The sequence below is a fragment of the Haloprofundus halophilus genome, from assembly GCF_003439925.1.
Lineage (GTDB): Archaea > Halobacteriota > Halobacteria > Halobacteriales > Haloferacaceae > Haloprofundus > Haloprofundus halophilus.
On the sequence record NZ_QQRR01000003.1, the window covers coordinates 282026 to 303546 of the forward strand.

Genomic DNA, 21521 nt, shown 5'->3' on the forward strand with positions numbered 1-21521 from the left:
CGGGGCACTCTACAAGGGTGTAATAATTGTATAAGGGAATACGCGGTAGTTGAATACCGAACTGCCGTCGACTACCGGGGTTCGTTATTTAACCCCCGACGACGTCGCGGCAGAGAGGTCGCTCCCCTCGAAGAGCGTGGCGAACAGTTTACGTTGGACGGTCCGCGCGTGTTTGGAGAACGCGGGTGGACTGATTCCGAGCGTCTCTGCGACCTCCTCGCCCGTACTCTCGCGCGGTGACTCGAAGAAGCCGCTGTAGTACGCCGTCTGTATCACTTCGAGCTGTCGCTCGGTCAACTTTTCGAGGAACTTCGAGTAGAGGTCGCGCTCTATCGACTGGTCGAGCGTCTGCTTGGACCGGAGTTCGACCGTCGAGAACGTCTCCCGGACGAGCTGCGTGATGGTTCGAACGTCGATGCTGTCCGGGATGTCGACGACGAGCGCCGTACTGCTCGGGCCAGCGGTCGCCTCTCGGAAAATCGCGCCGTGGTCGGCTAACTCCAAGGCGAGAAACGGCTGCGTGAGCCGTAGCCGTAAGACGCCGCCCTCGGTGTCGGCGCTGATCTGTTGCACGTCGTCGATGGCGACCAACTGCGATGCCGCGTCCGCGACGGCCGCTACGGACGCGTCCTCGACGGTGACGAACACGTAACTGCCCTCCGAGGACTGCTGGACGCCGCCCTGATACGAGAGCGTACAGTCCGCCTCTCGGGCGAGCCGGGAGAGGACGAACGAGGGGTCGTCGACGGCGAACTCCACCCGCGTCATCGACGTCGTGAGCAGCGCGTTCTTCCGTTCGATGGCGCTGAGCGCGGACGCGATGGTCTCACCGAGCTCACCCAGCACGGCCTTCGAGGTGTCGTCGAACGCGTCCTGCGTCGGCCCGTAGACCGTCAACACGCCGTGCACGAGGTCGTTGTACACGAGCGGGATGCTCAGTACGGAGAGGTAGTCACGGGAGAGCGCGTCTTTTCTCCACGGTTCGTCGCGGAGGCCGGCCGCGACGTTAGCCACCAACGTCACCTCGCCGGTGGCCGCGGTCCGTCCGGCCGGTTCGGTGTCCGCCTCTGCGACGGCGAACGACTGGCTGTCGAGGTACCCGCGCTCGGTGCCCGCCCACGCTCGCGGTTCGACCGTCTCGGTCGTCGGGTCGACCGACCCGATCCAGGCGAACCGAAGCCGGTCGTCACCGGTCAGCAGTTCACAGACGGTGTGGTCGATCTCCGCCCGCGTTTCCGCCTGGACGAGCGCCTGGTCTATCTCCCGAATCGTCTCGTTGATGCGGTTCAGGGCCGTCAGTTGCTCGTTCTGCTCCTGGAGCGTCCGGTCCTGCTCGCGCAGCCGCGACTCTCGGGTGACGCGGTCGAGCGCGGCCTCGGCCGTCACCGCGAGGAGATCGGCCAGTTCCCGCGTCACGTCGTCGAAGACGCCGACCTGGTTCGACCCCGCGACGAACACCCCGTGGTCGCCGAGCGGGATGTAGGCCGCACTTCGGAGGTCGGTCGCTCTGTTTTCGAGTCGGTCGGCCTCGTGGACGTCGTCGAAGAACAGTACCTCGTCCTCGACGAAACTGTGACTCGGGAGCGTCTCGCCGTCGGCGTGGACGGTCGGGAGTGGGCCGTTCAGCGCCCGCATCGTCGCCGAGTGCGCCGCCGGCCGGAGGTCGTTGCTGTCGGCGTCGAACAGGTAGACGGCGCTCGCGTCGAGGTCGAGCACGCCGGGCGTGTTGTCGACGACGTGCTGGGCGATCTCCCGGTGGGTTTCGACGTACAGAAACTCCCGAGCGGTCTGGTGAAGCGTCGCCAGCGCCTCCTCGCGCTGCTTGCGTTTCGTGATATCCCGGCAGCTAAAGAGGAGAGTTCCGTCCTGAATCGAGACCTCACGGACGTTTACGAGGAGCGTGTGTTCACGTCCGGCTTTGTCGGTCGCCGTGCACTCGATGTTCTTGAGTACGCCCTCCTCTGCGAGCTCGTCGCGGTCGAAGAGGTCCTCGCCGAGGAGTTCGTCGATAGTCCCCAGCTCGCGGATCTCCGCGGCCGTGTACCCGAAGATGAAGTGGACGTTGGGACAGACGTAGGTGTACTCGCCGGCTTCGTCCGTCATGAGCACGGTGTCGGTCATGTTGTTGAGCGTGACGCGGTGGAGCTCCTCGGACTGACGGAGGCTCTGTTCGAGGTCGACCCGCTCCGTGATATCGACGCCCTCGACGACAACCGAGACGAGCTCACCGCGCTCGTTCTCGACCGGGCGCACCGAGAGGTCGACGACCCGCGGGTTCTCGATGTGCGACGGCTGCGGGACGACGGCGTTGCCGAACGTCCCTTCGAGCGCCTTTCCGACGATCTGTCGCACCTCCGTCTCCGTTTCGCTGGACCGCGACCACCACGGGAGCGTCCAGAACGGTTCGCCGACGAGGGAGTCGACGTCTTCGTCGACCATCTCGCGCGCCGTCCGGTTCGCTCGGGTGAGCGACCCCGCCGGATCGAGCACCCACGTCGCGGTCCGCGAGTCGTTGAAGATCGCGTCGAACTGCCTGGCGCGCTCTCGGTGGGTCGACGTCCGCTGTGCGGACCGAACCGTTCGCTCGGTGCGCTCCAGCAGTTCGTCCAGCGTCCGTTCGGTCGGTTCCTCCAGGGCGACGTAATCGCTCGCTCCGGCCCCGATGGCTTCGCTGGCGACGGCCTCGCTTCCGGCGTCCGTCGCGATCAACACGGGGAGCGCAGCGGTCTCGTCACGAATCGCCCTGAGTAACTCGATGCCGGTCGTCCCGTCGAGTTCGTACTCGGTGACGATGCAGTCGGCGGGCTCGTCTCGGAAAGCGTCGAGCGCTGCCGCTCCGGTCTCTGTCCTCCGGACGGTCGCATCGGTCCGGTTCCCCAACACCGCGGCGAATCGCGTCGTCCACTCGCTCGCCCCGACGAGCAGCACGGTCGAAGAGTCGAGGACAGTCGCTGATGGTTCCATCAGGAGACCTCTGAGCGCCGGTGGACTCCGCTGTCGCTCCGGGTTCGCTGCCGTGCTGGGTCGCGGTCTCCGCTCATCGTTGGTTAACTGTTAAACCATCCAGGGACAAAGACGTTTACTCTCTAACCTCGAAAGGCGGCCGATTGAGGCACCTCGGTCGTCGGTGGTTCGGTCTCCGATACGAGGTCACACGGTCGTTACCGGAGCTATATGTGGGTCTGCGGGCAAACTACGTGTCGTAACGAAACCACGCAGGTCGTGGGTCGAGTGCTATCGACCGTCGTGACCGACTTTACCGCACCGGTGGCCTCCGTGGCTACAGACACGGTAGCTGTCTCTACAGGAACCAAGATGACCACCCAACCGAACACGGACGTACTCCCGCAGGGAACACGCATCGGACGTACGGCGCTCCGGGTCTCGAACCTCGAGGAACTCTCAGAGTTCTATCGGGACGTCGTCGGCCTCAACGTCCAACAGCAGACCGAGACCTCCTCGATTCTCGGCGTCGACGAAACGCCGCTTCTCGTTCTGGAGCGCGATAGCGATGCTCCGGCGCGACAGCGAACGAGTACGGGACTGTATCACAACGCGTTCAGGGTTCCCTCGCGCGAGGCGCTCGGCGACGCGCTCGTCCGGATACGGGACCGCTGGCAGCTCGGCGGGGCCTCCGACCACCTGGTCAGCGAGGCGCTGTACCTCACGGACCCGGAGGGAAACGGCATCGAGATATACCGCGACTTCCCGCGCGAGCAGTGGCCCGTCACCGACGACGGACGGGTCCGAATCGACACTGAACCGCTCGACCTCGACAGCATCGAAGCCGCCGCCGCGGGCGGCACCCGAGCCCCGTCGGGAACGGACGTCGGGCACGTCCACCTCGAAGTCTCCTCGTTGGACGCGTTCGAGGACTTCTACGTGGACGCGCTCGGATTCGAGGTCCAGACGACGGTTCCGGCCGCGTTCTTCGTGTCCGCGGGCGGATACCACCACCACATCGGGGCCAACACGTGGAACCGGCGAACGAGCCCGGCCCGCGGCCGCGGACTGTCCTGGTTCGAGGTAGTCTTGCCGGACGCGGAGGCGCTCGACGCCCTCCGAGGCCGACTCGCGGACGGCGAGTTCGCCGTGACCGAAACGGACCGCGGTATCTCGGTCGCGGACCCCGACGAAATCGAACTCCGGTTCCGAACCGAAACGTAGCTCACCACGAAACGCGGACGAAAATCAGCTCACCACGAAACGCGGACGAGAATCTGTCGTTTGCGCATCCGGACGCCGACGCGCGGCCCCGACTTCCCGAAGGTTGATACTGTCGCCCCCGATACGCAAAGACGTGCCAAGCTCCCGACCGCGGCGGAACGGCTGGTCGACGATCGGCCTCGGTCTCTCCGTCCTCTTCGCCGTCGGCGCGTTCGCTTACTTCGCCCTCGCGGGGACGCCGATACGCGGGGCCGTAATCGGACTGCTCATCCTGTTGGCCGGCGTGTGGGAGTACCGCCGGAAGCTACAGGACGTCGTCGTCGCCGAGTCGTACGAAGCGGAGGCGGAGGCGCAACGGCGCGAGAACCGCCGGTGACCGGAGCTCACTCGGTCTGTTCGAGCGGTCGACCGCAGCGACGTCGGTCGCCGTCCGGGAGTTTCATACCCCGTGGTTAGCTATCTCTCCGCATGAACGAGAGCGACGACCCCATCGCGGCGATGGAGTGGCTACTCGACCGCTTCGAGGACGACAGCGACGTCGCGTACGCCGAGGTCGGGGCCGTCTCGCAGTCGAAGACGGACCTCGTCTTCACCGAGGACGGACCGCGAGACGAAGTCGAGTTCGACGAGACGGGCGTCTGGTGTCGCGTCTTCGCCGACGGCGCCGCCGACTATCGGTACACGACGAGTTTAGACGAGGAGGCGCTGACGGACGTGGCCGAGCGGGCGGTCCGCGGCGGGAAGTTCCTCGCGCAGACCGACCCCGCTCGATTCGACCAATTCACCATGCACAGAGCCGTCCACGACGGGTGGGCGGCCGACCGAATCGACGACGTGTCGCTGGAGACGAAGCGGTCGGCCGTCGAGGAGGGTCTCGCGGCAGCGGACGACCTCGACCTCGAGCGGCGGTGGGTCAACTACGCCGACGCGCACGTCGAGGAGACGGCGGGGACGACGACCGGAAGCACCGTTCGCACGACGTTGGACCGCGCGAACGTGAAGCTCAGTCTCTCGATTCGGGACGGGCCGACGGTCCGGCGACACGCCGGGTCTACGCGAGGAGCGGCGTTTCTCGACGAACTCCCGGACGCGTTCGAGGCCGTGGCCGTCGAGGCGAGGGCGTTGTCGCAGGCGGACGCGGTCGATGCGCCGACCGGCGAGACGACGGTGGTTCTGAGCCCCCGAGCGGCGGGACAGCTGTTCGCCTTCGTCTCTCGGTATCTCGAAGCCGACACGTGCGAGATGGGGCTGAGCCCGTACGACGTCGGCGACGAAATCGGTCCCGATTCGCTCTCCGTCGCGGACACCGTCCGCGCCGGGTCGTGGGCCGCCCGCGGCTACGACGCGGAGCTCCGGCCGACGACGCCGGTGCAACTGGTCGAAGACGGCACCGTGACGCGGCGGCTCCACAACACCGCCACCGGGGCCGAAGCGGACGTGTTTCCCGCCGGCAACGCGGTCCACAGCCTCGGCTTCGGACAAGCGCCGCGGATTCACGCGCGCCATCTGGAGGTCGACCCCGGCGACGCGTCCTCTGCAGCCCTCCGAGACGGAGCCGACGTGCTCGTCGAGCGGTTCGACGAACCGTGGCTCCGCGACGAACTCGAGCGCGTCCAGCGGTCGGGCGTCATGCCCGCCAGCGCTCTCTACGCGCGAGATATCGACCGCAAAACCAACGAGCGGAGCGACAGGGGGTGCGCCGAGCTCCCCGTCGCGGAAGGTTACCGGCTTCGCGGCGGCGAGCGCGCCGGACGCGTCGAGGGCGTGTCGGTGGTGTACGAGCCGACGACGCTCCACGGGGTGACCGCCGTCGGCGACGTTCGCGACACCGTCACGGGCGTCGACGAGAAACACAAATCGCAGATTCCGTACGCGGTGACCGCGCCCGGCCTTCGCCTCCGGGCGGCCCTTCGGGCCGAACAGTGACCGCTCTTCGGACCGAACGGTGACCGCTCTTCGGGTCGACGGCAGTCGGGAACGGAACCGACGACTGCTGTGGAATCGGACAGGTAGATACCGTGGAAAACCGGGCGCGAGAGCGCCGCCGACACCGCCGATGGATTTACCACACGCCCCGCGGTGTTTCCGACTATCGATGGTTCATAGAGACGCCGTGGCACGGGGGGAGAACCCCCGCGTCACGGAACGACGAGTTCCGCGCGGTCCGAGAAGACGCAGCAACGCCGATAACCGGGTAGACCGATGAAGCTGGGAACCGCGGAGGCAGAACCCGGCGAGATCGCAACCGGCTACCTCTCGGTCACCGAGTTGCCGACGGGGCAGCCCGAACACGTTCCCGTCGTGGTCGTCGAGGGCGAGAAACCGGGACCGACCGTCTGGGCGACCGGCGCGATCCACGGCGACGAGCCGACCGGGATGGAGGCGATACACGAGTTCGTCGACCGCATCCGCGACGACCCGCTCGAAGGAACTGTCGTCTGCGTTCCGGTTATGAACCCGTCGGGCTTCCGGACGAACACTCGAACCTCGTACTACGACGGCGACGACCCGAACCGGTACTTCGGTCTCGAGGGTGGAGACGGCGAGACCCCGCCGCGCGTCCAACAGCTGATCTGCGACCGCCTCTACGAAGCGATCCGTCCGAGTGCGGACGCGGTCATCTCGCTTCACACGTCGTGGATTGCGACGTACCCGTACACGATTCGGCCACGGGTGAGCTACGGCGACCACCGAGACGAGACGGAAGCGACCGAGTTGCGCGACCGACTCGTCGAACTCGTCGACGCGTTCGGTCTCCCCGTCGTCAACCAGTTCGGACACGACGAGACGACGCAGCGGTCGCTCCAACACACCCTGACCGGCGCGGCCATCGCCGACGGAATCCCGGCGTTCACGCCGGAGCTCGGCGGTCGGTTCGTCGTCGAAAAAGACGTCTGCGAGGCGGCCGTCGTCGGGTTGCGAAACGTGCTCTACGCGCTCGACATGGTCGCCGAACCGGCGACGCCCGAGACGCGATTCGAGCTACCCGCCGACACCGACCTCAAACGACTCGTCCACCCGCACACCGACACCGCCGGAATCGTCCGATACCGCGTGCGAGAAGGCGAGTGGGTGGAACCGGGCGACGCTGTCGCGGATATCGTCACCCCCACCGGAGAGCGGAAGACGGAGGTGCGAGTCGACCACCGGGGATACGTGCTCAGTCGATACGACCGCGTCGCAGTGTACGAGAACGACCCGGTTCTCGACATGGCCGTTCCGGACGACGAGCCGCTGCTGCTGAATCGGTCGAACTGACCGCGCCGCGTACTTCTTCAGCGGCGCTCGATTTCGGTCTTCACCGCAAACGGCCGAGAAGAGGGGTCAGTCGTCCGCCGGAGCCGACTCGGAGTCGTCGCTCGCGTCGCCGGCGGTGACGTCGCCTTTCGGTTCCGCGTAGGGGTCGTGCCCCTCGGCGCTCTCGTAGAGGTGACAGGCGATCTCCTGGTCGACGCCGTCCCCTAATTTCGCCTCCAGCGGCGGCACCTCGCGGGCGCAGATGCTCCGCTCTTCGAACTCGGTGACGAGCAGCTCTGTCGCCGCCTCCCACTCGCCTCGGTCGATGTGTTCCAGCGCGTCGTCGACGACCTGCCCCGCCTCGCCAGACGGGTCGGCGTCCGCGAAGTACTCCCGGCGAAGCGCCGCGCCGTCGTCCGCCTCGGCCGTCCCGCGTTTGACGGCGCGCATGAACGCCCGAGTGTTCTCCCACTCGGCGGGCGAGAGGTCGAACGCCGACGGGGCGATGAGCTCCGGACACCGCGACCGGAACCGGCAGCCCGACGGCACGTCGATGACGTCGCCGACCTCTCCCTCCAGCTCCACGCGCTCGCGACCCACCTCCGGATTGGGGACGGGCACCGCGTTGATGAGCGCCTGCGTGTAGGGGTGCTGGGGGTTCTCGATTATCTGGTCTGTCGGCCCCTTCTCGACGATTTTCCCCATGTACATGATAGCGAGGCGGTCGCACATGTGCCGGAGCAAGGAGAGGTCGTGGCTGATGTAGACGACCGAGAGCCCGAACTCCTCGGTCATCCGGTCGAGCAGCGACAGCACCCCGGCTCTGAGACTCACGTCGAGCATCGACACCGGTTCGTCGGCGACGATGAAGTCCGGGTCGAGCACGAGCGCCCGCGCGATGGCGACGCGCTGGCGCTGTCCGCCGGAGAGTTCGTGCGGATACTGGTCGAAGTAGTGCTCCGCGGGTTGGAGCTCCGCGAACTCCAGTGCGCGCTGGACCCGCGCCGTCTCGTTGCGGATGTCGTGGATGCGGAGCGGTTCGGCGATGATGTCGTACACCGTCATCCGCGGGTTCAGGCTCTCGAAGGGGTCCTGGAAGATCATCTGCGCGTTCTGCCTGAACTCCTTGAGTTCGTCGTCGTTGGCCTCCGAGAGTTGCTTGCCGTTGTAGACGATGTCGCCGCCGGTCGGCTCGTGGAGCTTCACGAGCGACATCCCCGTCGTCGTCTTCCCGCAGCCCGACTCGCCCGCCAGCCCCAGCGTCTCGCCCTCGTGGAGGTTGAAGGTGACGCCGTCGACCGCGTGGACGTACTGGGACTCGCCGCCGGAGACCGACTGCATTAGGCTCGATATCCAGCCCTGGTTGACTTTGAAGTGCTTCTTGAGGTCGTCGACTTCGAGGAGCACGTCGTCTCGCATCTCAGTCACCCCCGACGTTTCCGACGTTCTGCGCCGCGGTGGTCTGTTCCCACGTCCGCGAGTCGTCGGCGTACGGCCGCAGTTCCGAGTCTATCTCGTCGGCGTAGTGGCAGTACGACCGCAGGCCGTTCACGTAGTGAGCTTCCGGCTCCTCGGTGCGGCACCGCTCGGTCGCCATCGGACACCGCTCGGCGAATCGACAGCCCTGCGGCGGGTCCACGAGCTCCGGCGGGTAGCCCGCGATGGAGAGCAGGTCCTGATTCTTCATTCGGATGTTGGGGAACGCCCGCTTCAGACCGATGGTGTAGGGGTGGTACGGCCGGTCGAAAATCTCCTCGACCGGTCCCTCCTCGGCCACCTTCCCGGCGTACATCACGAGGACGCGGTCGCACGTCTCGGCGACGACGCTCACGTCGTGGGTGATGACGAGCATCGAGGAGTTGATCTCGTCTTGAATCCGGCTGATGCGCTTGAGAATCTGGTCCTGCATGATGACGTCGAGCGCCGTCGTCGGCTCGTCGGCCAGCACCAGCGACGGGTCGAGCGCGAGCGACATCGCGATCATCGCGCGCTGGCGCATTCCGCCGGAGAACTGGTGGGGGTAGTCGTCGGCCCGGTCGGGGTCGAGCCCCACGAGCTCGAACATCTCGGTCACGATCTCGTTCGACTCGACCCGACCGGTTCCCGGCCGATGGGTCTCGATGGCCTCGACGATCTGCTCGCGGATGGTGTACACCGGGTCCAGCGAGTTCATCGCCGACTGCGCGATCATCGATATCTCCTCCCACTTGAGGCGGCGGCGTTCGGGACCGGAGAGTCCCGTGAGGTCGTCGCCTTTGAAACTGATACTGCCGTTGTTGACGTAGCCGGCGTCCGGGAGGATACCGATTATCGCCTTCGCGAGCGTCGTCTTGCCGCAGCCGGACTCGCCGACGATGCCGAGGTTCTCGCCCTCTTCGAGCTCGAACGACACGCCGTCGACGGCCTGTGCGGGCCCTTCTTCGGTTTCGTAGTAGACTTCGAGGTCTTCGACTTCGAGTAAACTCATTGTAGTTTGGGGTTAGTTATCTCTTCGTAGCCGCGGCCGATGAGGAAGCCGCTGATCACGAGCAGTCCGATACAGATTCCCGGCGGCACGAACCACCACCACGCGCCGAACTGGAGCGCCGAGTACGCCCGCGACGCCTGGAGCATCGTGCCCCACGAGACGGTGTTCGGGTCGCCGAGGCCGATGAACGAGACGCCCGCCTCGGCCAGGATGGCCCACGCGATACCGAACGAACCGTACAGGAACGTCAGCGGTAGGACGTTCGGCGCGAGGTGCCTGCTGATGATGTGCCAGTCGCCCGCTCCCGCGACCTCGGCGGCTTTCACGAACGGCCGCTCGCGCAGCGACAGCGCCTGCGACCGGATGACGCGGGCCGTCGACCGCCACTGGAGGATTATCAGCGCGAAGATGATGTTCCAGAGGTTCGGCCCCATCACCGCGACGAGGACGATGACCGTCGGCAGCAGCGGCATCCCGTAGAGGAAGTCGACCAACCGCATCAGCGCGTCGTCGACTTTCCCGCCGTAGTAGCCGGCGACGAGACCGACGAGCGTCCCGATACCGGCGGTGAACACCGCGGCGATGAGCCCGACCATCAGCGCCGCCCGCGTCCCGTACACGAGTTGGCTGAAGATGTCGAACCCCTCCGCGGTCGTCCCGAGGATGTAGGGCGTGTCGGCTCCCAGAATCGACGGTTCGGCCCACTTGTCGATGAGTATCTCGGCGTCGCCCTGATACTGGCGCTGGAGCGGCTGATGAGTCGCGATGAACGGCGCGAAGATGGCGACGAGCGCGAACCCCGCCACGGTGAGAAGCGAGAGCCTGACCGACAGTTCGTCGGTCAACTTCCCCCAGTGGTCGTGAAACGTCTCACGCCAGAGGCGAACCGTCCGTTGCCACTTGTTTATCTCCTGGTCCGACGAACCGGTGTCGTCGAGGTCGGCGAATATCGACCGACCCGAGTGTTCTTCTTGTGCCATTGGTTTAGTCGTAAGTCACCCGCGGGTCGAGGTAGCCGTACGCCAGGTCGGCGACGAAGTTCAGGAAGATGATGGTCGTCGCGAGGACCATGAACGTCCCCTGCGCGACGGGGAAGTCCCGCCGGAGCACCGCTCGAACCATCTCCCGACCGATACCGGGCCACGCGAACACCGTCTCGATGAGGACGCTCCCGCCGACGGCGTAGCCGAGGGCGATGGCCGCCGCCGTGACGATGGGCAACAGCGCGTTCCGCGCGGCGTGTCTGAACATGATCGTCCGCTCTTTGAGCCCCTTCGCGCGGCAGACGTCGATGAAGTCCTCCGAGAGCACCTCGAGCATGCTCGAACGCATGATGAGAAGCGGGTAGCCCATGAAGTAAAAGCCCAGTACCAGCGCCGGCGCGAGCAGGTGGTGCAGGAAGTCCAGCGAGAACACCATCTGCCAGAACCCGGCCTGCCCGGAGCCGAGGCTCGTCATCCCGCTCATCGGAATGACGCCGAGGTTCGCGCCGAATATCCACAGAACGATGAGTCCGACGTAGAACGTCGGCACGCTCCGGGCGGTCAACGCGACGATGACCGTGTTCTTCTCGAACCGAGAGCCGCGGTACCACCCCGACAACACGCCGAGCGTGATGCCGATGGCGTAGGCGGCGATGAACGCCGTCAGCATGAGTACGAGCGTGTTCGGCAAGTACGTCGCGATGACGTCCGTGACCGGTTGGTTCGAGTGGAACGACTGGCCGAACTGTAGCGTGGCTAAATTCTCGAGGAACTTGATATACTGAACGTGTAGCGGCTGGTCGAGCCCGTAGCTCGCAATAATCTGTTGACGCGCTTCCGGCGTCATCTGCGAGGAGACGACGTACGACGTCGGATCGCCGGGCATGAGTCGAAACAGGCCGAACAGCACCGTTCCGACCGCCCAGAGCGTCACGACGAGCTGTAACACGCGTCTGATGACGAAACTTGCTTTTCCCATGATAATGTTATATTTTAACGTTTTCCGCTGTTTTACGTGAAATTCCGTACCGAAGTCGGGGAACTTCGTTTAGTTACCGCTCGGTGCTTGGAGCATGTCGTTGTCGTCCCACGAGTAGCCGGCCTCTTCGAGACGGCTCCGCGCGGCTTCGCGGCTCTCCTCGTACTCCGTCACGTCCTCGGTGTGGAGCGGACCGAACGCCGACGAGACGAGGTTGAAGCCGACGTCCGGGAACCCGAACAGGATCTGGTCGACGATGGGCGTCCGCGGAATCGTCTCGACCAGCGCCTTCCGCAGCTGCACGTCGTCGAGACGCTCCTCGCGCTGGTTCGGCGCGAACATCCAGAACGTCGGGGCGGTCTGGAACGTCGTCCCGATGTTCTCGTTGTCCTGGTTCTGGTCGAGGCTGCGGTCGATGCGGCCGAACGGCTCGTAGTTGAGGTCGCCGTTGATGAGGTTCTCCCACACCGTCGACGCCTCGGGGATGACGCGCCAGAACCGCTTCTCGAAGTCGACGCTCACGAAGTGGTCGTCGAAGCGCGTCAGACCGAACTCGCTGCCCTGCTCCCAGTAGTCGAACATCATCGGACCGCTGCCGACCGGCTCCTGGATGTTCGCCTGACTCGGGTTCTCGCGGTCGGCCCACTTGTGCTCGGGGATGATGGGGATGAGGTTCGCAACCGCGAGGTTGAACGGACCGAGCGGCTGGGACATGTTGATACGGACCGTCTGCTCGTCGACGACCTCGGCGTTGTCGATGTACTCCGCCTGCGTCGAGTACAGCGGCACCTCGTTCTCGCTGATGTAGTTGTACGTGAACGCGACGTCCTCGGCGGTGAGGTCCTCGCCGTCGTGCCACGAGTGGCCGGTACGGATGGTGTACTCCATCGTCGTTTCGTCGACGCGGTTCCAGTCGGTGGCGAGGCTGACCTCCGGGTCCGGCTCGGCGTTGTTGTTGAGCTGGACGAGGAAGTCGTACATCATGTTGAACTGGTAGACGTGCTTGCTCTCGTCGTTGTGGCCGAGCACGTTCATCGTCGAGAGCGTCTCGGGCCAGTAGCCTTTCAGGGTGTTCTCGCCGCCCTTCATCTCCAGGTTGATCATCGTCCAGTAGGAGTTGAAGCCGTTGGCGAGGTCCGCCTGCCAGTTGCCGACCTGGTTGCTGTTGTAGATGGCCGCCTGCGGCATCTGCGTGATGGGCATCATCGGCACCTCGTCCATCAGCGTCTTCTGAATCTCGTGGGCCTGGTTGATTCGAGTGTCGGGGTCCGGTTCGGCCAGATAGTTCCCCATCATCTCGTCGACGTCCGGGTTCTCGTAGCCGGTGTAGTTACCCTGCCCCGGGTCCGTGTTGTTGGAGTTGAACAGGTTGTTCAGCTCCGTCACCGGTTCGGAGACGAAGAACGTGTGCCACGTCGCGAAACTGTAGTCGTACTCCTCGGACACTCGGCTGAACAGCGTCCCCCATTCGAGCACGTCGACCTCCACGTCCAGTCCGAGTTCTCCGAACTGGCTGGCGATGAGGTTTATCGCGTCGTGTCTCGGCGGGTTGTAGCTCTGCGCGTTGTTGACGTAGGTGTACGTGGAGAGCCCGGCACCGGCGCTTGCGCCACCGCCGTCGCCGCTCTGATTCCCGCTGTCGTTTCCGTCTCCGTCTCCGTCTCCGTCCTGATTTCCACCGGCGCAGCCAGCCAAGGCCGTCATCCCGGCGACACCGCCCGCCGTAGTCGCTTTTAGAAATTTCCGCCGATTCACTTGATTGGCATCCTCTGGCATGTCAATTTGTATCTTTGACGCCTCTACAAAAACCTTTCCACCTGTTCTGTCGCATATCCAAGATAGAGTGGGAATCTGCATGATTAAACTAGGGCTGATAGCTCCGAACTGGATTAATTTGTCGAAGTTTTCTCAGATTTGATGTCGAGACCGGCAGGAAACCAGAAGACTATTGTGAAAAGATATCACATCCCACTTCGATGACTGAACTACCAGATACAGTCGTGGGAAGCGCCTACCGGAGCACGGTCGGGTGGGACCTGTTAGCCGAGTTGGAGGACCTGAACGACCGGATGCCCGGACACGAGGGCGAACGAACCGGGGCGGACCTCGTCGCGGAGTCGTTCGAGGCGGTCGGCCTCGACGACGTCACGTTGGACGAGTTCCCCATCCCCGCGTGGTGGCGCGGCGACGCGACCCTCGCCGTCGAACACGGCGACCGAGAGACGACGTTCGGTCGGTCGCACGAACTCGTCGAACTGCCGGGGACGCCCTCCGGCGAGGTGACGGGCGAACTCGTCGACATGGGCTACGGACTGCCCGAGGATTTCGAGGGCGTGGACCTCTCGAGCGACATCGCGATGGCGTCCAGTCTCACCCCCGACGACTACGGGCGGTGGGTCCACCGGTCGGAGAAGTACCACTACGCCGCCGAATCCGGTGCCGCGGCGTTCGTCTTCTACAACCACATCGAGGGAGCGCTGCCGCCGACGGGCAACATCGGCAGCGTGAACGGCCCCGGCCCGATTCCGGCCGTCGGTGTGAGCAAGGAAACCGGTGCGCGACTCCAGCGCTACTGCGACGCCGGCACCGTCGAGGCCGACCTCTCGGTCGAGGCCGAGGTCGGCCGCGGCACCTCGCGCAACATCGAGGCGACGGTCGGTCCCGACACCGACGAGGAGGTGCTGTTCACCGCGCACGTCGACGGCCACGACGTGGGGACCGCCGCCAACGACAACGGGTTCGGCACCGCAATGGTCGTCGAAGTCGGGAAGATGTTGGCACAGGTCGCGGACGAGTTGGAGACGAAAGTTCGCCTCGTCGTCTTCGGGGCCGAGGAGACCGGCCTCTACGGGTCGTACTACTGGAGCCACACCCACGACCTGGAGAACGTGAAGTGCGTCGTCAACGTCGACGGCGCGGGCTACTCGCGGAACCTCGAAATCCACAGCCACGGCTTCGAGGCGATAGCCGACGCGTTCGACGCCGTCAGCGAGGAGTACGAGATTCCCGTCCACACCGAGGACGGAATCCGACCGAACAGCGACCACTGGCCGTTCGTCCAGCGCGGCGTCCCGGGCGCTCAGGGTCGCTCGTCCTCGGACGGGAGCGGCCGCGGGTGGGGCCATACCCACGGCGACACCCTCGACAAACTCGACGTGCGCGACCTGCGCGACATGTCGATTCTCTGTGCCGCGGGCGTCGCGCGACTCGCCCGGAGCGACGTCGAGACCGACCACGTCGACGACGAGGAGATTAAACAGGCGTGTCTGGACGAGGGTTTCGACGTCGGGATGAAGGCGACGGACGCGTGGCCGTGGGGCGGGCCGAAAGACTGGCCCTGGGCGGACGAACTCTGAATCGGGGGTGACTCACCCCTCGGTTCGACTGCCGCCGTCGGAGTCGAGCACCGTTACTTCGACGCCGTTCGGTTCGTAGGCGTTCGCGGCGTATCCGCCCTCGTTCCAGGGGTAGGCGTCTTCGTCGAGCGCGTCGCGCCAGTCGTCGGGTTCCGAAATCGTCGCCGGCTGTCGTCGCCCCCGGTCGTCCGTCGCACGCGACAGCAGCGCGTGTCGGCCCGGTTCGGCGCGCCAGTCGTACCGGAACAGCCGCCACGCGCCGGCGTACTCCGGGCCGAACAGCTCCGCGTCGCTCCAACTCCGTCCGCCGTCGGTCGAAACCTCCACGCGTTCGACCGCGTCGTCGCCCGCCCACGCGACGCCACGAACTTCGACGGCGCCGTCCCGCGGCGTCACCGCGTTCTCTCCGTCCGGAGTTCCGATAACCGACTTCACGTTCCCGTCGAACGTGTACGGGTGGTCGACGGCCCCTTCGAGTTGCTCCCACGTATCGACCGTCTCCACCGATTCGTTCGCGTCGGGGTCGACACCGCGCGGGTGGATGCGGTAAGCGACCTGCTGCCAGAACGCGTGCTCACCAGAGCGGTCGAGCGAGCCTTCCGTCACCATCGAGTCCATCACTCTGAGTTCCTCGACCCACTTGACGTTGTTCACGCCGTACCAGCCGGGCACGACGAGTCGAACCGGGTAGCCGTGCTCTCGCGGGAGCGGTTCGCCGTTCATCTCGTAGGCCAGAATACAGTCGTCGAACGCCTTCGAGAGCGGAATCGACCGCGCGAACACGTCTCCGTCGTCCGAGAGGTCGCCCCCGATAGCCGTCAGCCACCCATCGCTCGGAGCGGTGACGCCGTTCGCGCGGAGAATCGAACTGACGGGGGCTCCGGTCCAGATAGCGGTGGCGGCGGCCTCGAACCCCCACTGAACGCTCCCCGTCTCCGGTCGGTGCTGCCCTCGGCCGTTGCCCGCGCACTCCATCGTGTGCGCCACTGCGACCCGCGGAAACTCCTCTTTGAGGGCTGCCACCGAGACCGCTCCCGCCAGTTGACCGGTGAGCGAGACGGTCCACGCCTCGGCGTCGATGGCCGGAATGTCGTTTCTGTGGCAGACGAAGTGCTCCTCGATTGGCGTCAACCAGTTCGCGAACGTCCGTCGTCGGGCGGCTCCGACGACGGTGTACTTGTCCGCCTCGTCTCGCGTCTCCCGCACGCCGCCGTCCTTCACCCGAAGAATCTCCGCTATCTCCCCGTGACGGGTCTTGCGCGGTCGTTCGGTAGCCATGCTATCAGTACGCACGTAGCGGGGATAATCTCTCTTACCGCGACAGGGGAAGTTCGCCGTTTTCGAGGGGTTCTACCGTCGTCGAGGCGGTTTCTGGGTCACGGTGGCGCGAATCCGGTCCCGTTATTCGTCCGCGTTCGGCGAGGGGTACACAGAATCCGTTTCTAACGTACACAAAAAAGTTATACAGTCCCTCCCCGAACCGTCAACGCGAGACGTTGTCATGGCTCAAGCGGTGTTCGATACAGCGGAGTACGACCGACGAATCGCTCGGACGAAAGAACGGATGGAGGAGGAGGGGTTAGACGCCGCCGTCGTCAGCGACCCGGCGAACATGAACTACCTCACCGGCTACGACGGGTGGTCGTTCTACGTCCACCAGGCCGTCGTCCTCACCCCCGACCGCGACGAACCCATGTGGGTCGGCCGACAGATGGACGCGACGGGCGCGCGCGCGACGACGCGGCTCTCCGAGGAGAGCATCCGCCCGTACAGCGACGACCACGTCCAGTCGCCGCGGGACCTCCACCCGATGGATTTCTTCGCCGAAATACTCTCGGAACTCGGCGTCGACGACGGCCGAATCGGGCTGGAGATGGACGCGTACTACTTCACCGCGAAGTCATACACGCGCCTCCAGAAGAACCTGCCCGAGGCCGACTTCGAGGACATCACGCTGCTCGTCAACTGGGTGCGCGTGAAGAAGTCGGAGGCGGAACTGGAGTACATGAAACAGGCCGCCCGCATCTCCGAGAACGCGATGCAGGCCGGCCTCGACGCCATCGGCGAGGGCGTCCCCGAGTACGAGGCGGCGGAGGCCATCTACTCGGCGCTCATCGACGGCACCGACGAGTACGGCGGCGACTACCCCGCCATCGTGCCGTTGATGCCGTCGGGCGACTACACCGGGACGCCGCACTTGACGTGGACCGACCGTCCCTTCCGGAACGGCGACCCGGTGCTCATCGAACTTTCGGGCTGTCGACACCGCTACCACTCGCCGCTCGCGCGGACGACGTTCGTCGGCGACCCGCCCGAGGAGGTCGAAGAGACCGCCGAGATCGTCGTCGAGGGGATGGAGGCGGCGCTCGACGCCGTCGAACCCGGCGTCACCTGCGAGTCCGTCGAGAAAGCCTGGCGCGACACCATCGCGAAGTACGGCGTCGAGAAGGCCGACCGCATCGGCTACTCGATGGGGCTCGGCTACCCGCCGGACTGGGGCGAACACACGGCGAGTCTCCGTCCCGGCGACGAGACGGTGCTCGAAGAGGGCATGACGTTCCACACCATCCCGGGACTGTGGTTCGACGACTTCGGCGTCGAACTCAGCGAGACGTTCCACGTCACGTCGAACGGAGCAGAACCGCTCGCCGACTTCCCCCGACGGCTGTTCACCGCCTGAGATGACGACGACAGAACCGACAGAGAAAACTGAACGGGCGACGGACTCCACAGAGATGACCGACTCCGAATCGACGTTGTCGAACGCCCGTCGACAACTCGAACGCGCAGCCGCCAACGTCGACATCGACGCGGGTGTCGTCGAGCGGCTGAAACACCCGACCCGAGTCCAGCAAGTCTCCATCCCGCTGCGCCGCGACGACGGGACGCTCGAGGTGTTCACCGGTTTCCGGGCCCAACACGACGACGTGCGCGGGCCGTACAAGGGCGGCCTGCGCTATCACCCGGAGGTCAACGCCGAGGAGTGCATCGGCCTCTCGATGTGGATGACCTGGAAGTGCGCCGTGATGGACCTCCCCTTCGGCGGCGGGAAAGGCGGCGTCGCCGTCGACCCGAAGACGCTCTCCGACCGGGAGCGCGAACGGCTCACCCGGCGCTTCGCCGAGGAGATACGCGACGTCATCGGGCCGAAAAAGGACGTTCCGGCGCCGGACATGGGAACGGACCCACAGACGATGGCGTGGTTCATGGACGCCTACTCGATGCAGGAGGGCGAGACGACACCCGGAATCGTCACCGGTAAGCCACCGTCCATCGGCGGCAGTCACGGCCGCGAGGAGGCACCCGGCCGGAGCGTCGCCATCGTCACGCGCGAGGCCATCGACTACTACGACTGGGACGTCGAGGAGACGACCGTCGCCGTCCAGGGCTTCGGCAGCGTCGGTGCGAACGCCGCCCGCCTCCTCGACGAGTGGGGCGCGAAGGTCGTCGCCGTCAGCGACGTCAACGGCGCCATCTACGACCCCGACGGCCTCGACACGAACGACGTCGAGGGACACGACGAGCGCCCGGGTATGGTGTCGGGCTACGACGCGCCGGAGTCGCTCACGAACGCGGAACTCCTCGAACTCGACGTCGACGTGCTTATTCCGGCGGCCGTCAGCAACGCCATCACCGCCGACAACGTCGACGATCTGCAGGCGAAGCTCGTCGTCGAGGGCGCGAACGGACCGACGACGTTCGCCGCCGACACGATTCTCGAAGAGCGGGAGATTCCCGTGATACCGGACATCCTCGCCAACGCCGGCGGCGTCACCGTCTCGTACTTCGAGTGGCTCCAGGACATCAACCGCCGAACGTGGCCGCTCGACCGCGTCCACGAGGAACTGGAGACGGAGATGCTGAAGGCGTGGAACGCCGTCCGTACCGAGGTCGACGAGCGCGACCTGACGTGGCGCGACGGCGCCTACGCGGTCGCGCTATCGCGCATCGGCGAAGCGAAGGCGACGCGCGGGCTGTGGCCCTGATACGGCGTTCGCGCTGACCGTTCGACCGCTCTCTATTTTTGTGGCCCTAGGATTGTCGCGTCAGCGCCCGACCGCCTCGGCGACTTTCTCGATGGGGTGGGGCGGTTCCGGTGCCGACTCGTCGCGGTCGCCGAGTTGGGTCCGACAGGACGCGCCGGGTGCGACGACGGTTTCGCCGCCGCTCTCCTCGACCTGGTCGAACAGAATCTCGCCGATAGCTCTGCTCATCGAGTAGTGTTCGGCCTCGTAGCCGAAGCTCCCGGCCATCCCGCAACAGCCCGAGTCCAGCGGGTCGACCTCGTAGCCAACGCGCCGCAGGACGCCGACGGCGTGGTGGTCTTTCCGCGTCGCCTTCTGGTGGCAGTGGCCGTGGTACGTCAGCGACTCGGCGGGTGCCGACGGCGATAGCGCCTCGTCGAGGCGGAACGCGTCGAGATACTCCATCACGCCGTAGGTGTTTGCCGCGACGGCTTCGACGTCCGCGACGGGGACTGCTCGACCCGCGTCGCCCTCCTTCGACGACCCGCCGAGCAGGTCGAGGTAGTCCGACTGCAGCATCACCGCGTCCGACGGTTCCACGAGCACGACGTCCCAGCCGTCGGCGACGCGGGGGGCCAGCGCCGCAACGTTCGTCTCGGCGCGCTCCCGCGAGCGGTCGAGAAAGCCCTTCGAGTGGGCGGGCCGGCCGGTCGAGGTGACGCCGTCGGGGAGCGCGACGTGGACGCCCGCCGCTTCGAGCACGCGAACGGCCGCCTTCCCGGCCTCGGGGTGGTTGTAGTTCGTGTACGTGTCGGGGAACAGGAGAACCCGCCTGTCGGCCGACGACGCCGGAACGCGGGAGCCGCCGCGCTCGTCGAACCAGTCGACGAACGTCTCGCGGTGGAACGTCGGCAGCGACCGTTCCCGCGCGATACCGACGGTCTTCTCCAGTACCGTCCGCGCGCCCGGGAGCTTCGGTGCGAGGTTCGCGACGGGAGCGAGCGCCGACCCGAGGGCGTTGAGGCGGTCGACCTCCGAGAACAGGCGGTCGCGCAGGCTCGCACCGTGGCGCTCGTGGTGGGCGTGTTCGACCTCGGCTTTGAGCTTCGCCATGTCGACTTCGCTCGGGCAGTCGCGCGCACAGCCCTTGCAGCCGACGCAGAGGTCGACGATTTCGCGCATGAACTCGACGTCGTGACTCGATTCGGAGAGCTCGCCGCTCATCGCCTGTCGGAGCATGTTCGCCCGCCCGCGGGTCGAGAGGCTCTCCTCGTCGGCGGCGCGGTACGTCGGACACATCACGCCGCCCGTCGTGTCCTGTTCCCCGCGGCAGCCGCCGCAGCCGTGACAGAGTTCGGCCATCCCCTGGAAACCGTTCGCGTTCTCCCACTCGAGTGCGGGGTCGAAGTCGGGGTCGAACTCGTAGTCGGGGTCGAACCGCAGGTTCTCGGTCATCGAGACGACGTTCGCCCGCGGGGGTACGTCCGCCGGCGGCGTCTCCGACTCGTCGTAGCCGCAGACCTGACCGGGATTCAACAGCCAGTCGGGGTCGAACGCGGTCTTCAGGTCGCGGAACGCCCGCCAGAGGCGGTCGCCGTACAGTCTCCGGTTCCACTGCGAGCGCGCTCGGCCGTCGCCGTGCTCGCCCGACACCGAGCCGCCGAACTCGACGACGAACTCCGTCACCGCGTCGGCGATACGCTCGAACGCCGCCAGCCCCTCGACGGTCTTCGTGTTGACGAGCGGACGGACGTGGAGGACGCCCGGCCCGGCGTGGGCGTAGAAGCTCGTGTTCGCGTCGTACTCGTCGATGACCTCGCGGAACCGGTCGACGTACTCCGGGAGTCGTTCGGCGGGCACCGCGCAGTCCTCGATGAACGAGATGTGTTTCTCGTCGGTCGTCCGCGACAGCAGAATCGGCGCGGCCGCCTTTCGCATCTTCCAGAGCCCGGCGCGCTCCTCGGCGTCGTGCGCTTCCAGCGCCGCGAACGCGCGGGCGTCGTCGGCGAGTTCGGCCCCCGCAGACGGCGTCGTCTCGGGCGTCGCCGATGGAACGCGCGAGGCGAGGAGGTCGGCGACCTGCTGGCGGCCGTCAGCCTCGGAGTCGGCGTAGAACTCGACGAGCAGCGCGCCGCGCGTCCCCTCCGGGAGCGACGCGGCCACGTCGCGGAACTCGGCGGTTTCGAGCGCGAGGTCGATGAGCACGTCGTCGATGAGTTCGACGGCGGCGGGGCCGTGTTCGAGGATGGGCGCGACGTCGGCGGCGGCGTCGTAGACGTCCTCGTAGGTCAGGAGCGCGACCGCCTTCGTCTCGGGAATCGGTTCGAGCGAGACGGTCGCCTCGGTGACGACCGCGAGCGTCCCCTC

General features: G+C 66.0%; 15 protein-coding genes. 7 read left to right on the plus strand and 8 right to left on the minus strand.

Annotated features, from left to right (window positions below):
• Window positions 1–84 precede the first annotated feature (84 nt).
• Window positions 85–2964, minus strand: a complete 2880-nt coding sequence (locus DV709_RS16850) for a bacterio-opsin activator domain-containing protein (protein ID WP_117595602.1) — start codon at window positions 2962–2964, stop codon at window positions 85–87.
• A 351-nt stretch (window positions 2965–3315) separates the two neighbouring features.
• On the opposite strand from DV709_RS16850, the gene DV709_RS16855 reads away from it, so the two are divergent.
• From DV709_RS16855 to DV709_RS16870, 4 genes are all read left to right on the plus strand, one after another.
• Complete coding sequence (locus tag DV709_RS16855; protein WP_117595603.1) at window positions 3316–4167, plus strand: VOC family protein; 852 nt, start codon at window positions 3316–3318, stop codon at window positions 4165–4167.
• A 133-nt stretch (window positions 4168–4300) separates the two neighbouring features.
• Window positions 4301–4543: a hypothetical protein gene (locus tag DV709_RS16860; protein WP_117595604.1), complete on the plus strand. Its 243-nt coding sequence runs from the start codon at window positions 4301–4303 to the stop codon at window positions 4541–4543.
• Between the two features lie 92 nt (window positions 4544–4635).
• Window positions 4636–6093 carry a metallopeptidase TldD-related protein gene (locus DV709_RS16865; protein ID WP_232819782.1) on the plus strand — a complete coding sequence of 486 codons (1458 nt, stop codon included), beginning with the start codon at window positions 4636–4638 and terminating at the stop codon, window positions 6091–6093.
• A 276-nt stretch (window positions 6094–6369) separates the two neighbouring features.
• Window positions 6370–7425: a succinylglutamate desuccinylase/aspartoacylase family protein gene (locus tag DV709_RS16870; RefSeq protein ID WP_117595605.1), complete on the plus strand. Its 1056-nt coding sequence runs from the start codon at window positions 6370–6372 to the stop codon at window positions 7423–7425.
• A gap of 66 nt (window positions 7426–7491) precedes the next feature.
• Here the strand turns inward: DV709_RS16870 and DV709_RS16875 are convergent, their stop codons facing one another.
• The 5 genes from DV709_RS16875 to DV709_RS16895 all read right to left on the minus strand — a co-directional run bounded on the left by DV709_RS16875 (window position 7492) and on the right by DV709_RS16895 (window position 13609).
• Window positions 7492–8823 (minus strand): ABC transporter ATP-binding protein, encoded by a 1332-nt coding sequence (locus DV709_RS16875; protein WP_117595606.1) that lies wholly within the window; start codon window positions 8821–8823, stop codon window positions 7492–7494.
• A 1-nt stretch (window position 8824) separates the two neighbouring features.
• Complete coding sequence (locus DV709_RS16880; RefSeq protein ID WP_117595607.1) at window positions 8825–9871, minus strand: ABC transporter ATP-binding protein; 1047 nt, start codon at window positions 9869–9871, stop codon at window positions 8825–8827.
• Complete coding sequence (locus DV709_RS16885) at window positions 9868–10851, minus strand: ABC transporter permease (RefSeq protein ID WP_117595608.1); 984 nt, start codon at window positions 10849–10851, stop codon at window positions 9868–9870. The genes DV709_RS16880 and DV709_RS16885 overlap by 4 nt, the downstream gene beginning before the upstream one ends.
• Window positions 10852–10855: 4 nt before the next feature.
• Window positions 10856–11833, minus strand: a complete 978-nt coding sequence (locus DV709_RS16890; protein ID WP_117595609.1) for an ABC transporter permease — start codon at window positions 11831–11833, stop codon at window positions 10856–10858.
• Between the two features lie 69 nt (window positions 11834–11902).
• Window positions 11903–13609: an ABC transporter substrate-binding protein gene (locus tag DV709_RS16895; RefSeq protein WP_117595610.1), complete on the minus strand. Its 1707-nt coding sequence runs from the start codon at window positions 13607–13609 to the stop codon at window positions 11903–11905.
• 200 nt (window positions 13610–13809) lie between these two features.
• Here DV709_RS16895 and DV709_RS16900 point away from each other — a divergent pair, with 200 nt between their 5' ends.
• On the plus strand, window positions 13810–15189 hold the full coding sequence (locus DV709_RS16900) for a M28 family peptidase (RefSeq protein ID WP_117595611.1): 1380 nt from the start codon (window positions 13810–13812) through the stop codon (window positions 15187–15189).
• A gap of 12 nt (window positions 15190–15201) precedes the next feature.
• On the opposite strand, the gene DV709_RS16905 is transcribed toward DV709_RS16900, so the two are convergent.
• The gene (locus DV709_RS16905) at window positions 15202–16467 is read right to left on the minus strand and encodes a sulfite oxidase (RefSeq protein WP_117595355.1); all 1266 of its coding nucleotides are present in this window, start codon (window positions 16465–16467) and stop codon (window positions 15202–15204) included.
• A gap of 223 nt (window positions 16468–16690) precedes the next feature.
• On the opposite strand from DV709_RS16905, the gene DV709_RS16910 reads away from it, so the two are divergent.
• Window positions 16691–17869 (plus strand): M24 family metallopeptidase, encoded by a 1179-nt coding sequence (locus tag DV709_RS16910; RefSeq protein ID WP_117595356.1) that lies wholly within the window; start codon window positions 16691–16693, stop codon window positions 17867–17869.
• A 55-nt stretch (window positions 17870–17924) separates the two neighbouring features.
• Window positions 17925–19175, plus strand: a complete 1251-nt coding sequence (gene gdhB / locus DV709_RS16915; protein ID WP_232819768.1) for a glutamate dehydrogenase GdhB — start codon at window positions 17925–17927, stop codon at window positions 19173–19175.
• 60 nt (window positions 19176–19235) lie between these two features.
• Here gdhB and DV709_RS16920 read toward each other — a convergent pair.
• Window positions 19236–21521, minus strand: a 2286-nt coding sequence (locus tag DV709_RS16920; RefSeq protein WP_117595612.1) for an FAD-binding and (Fe-S)-binding domain-containing protein, incomplete at its 5' end; no start/stop codon positions are given.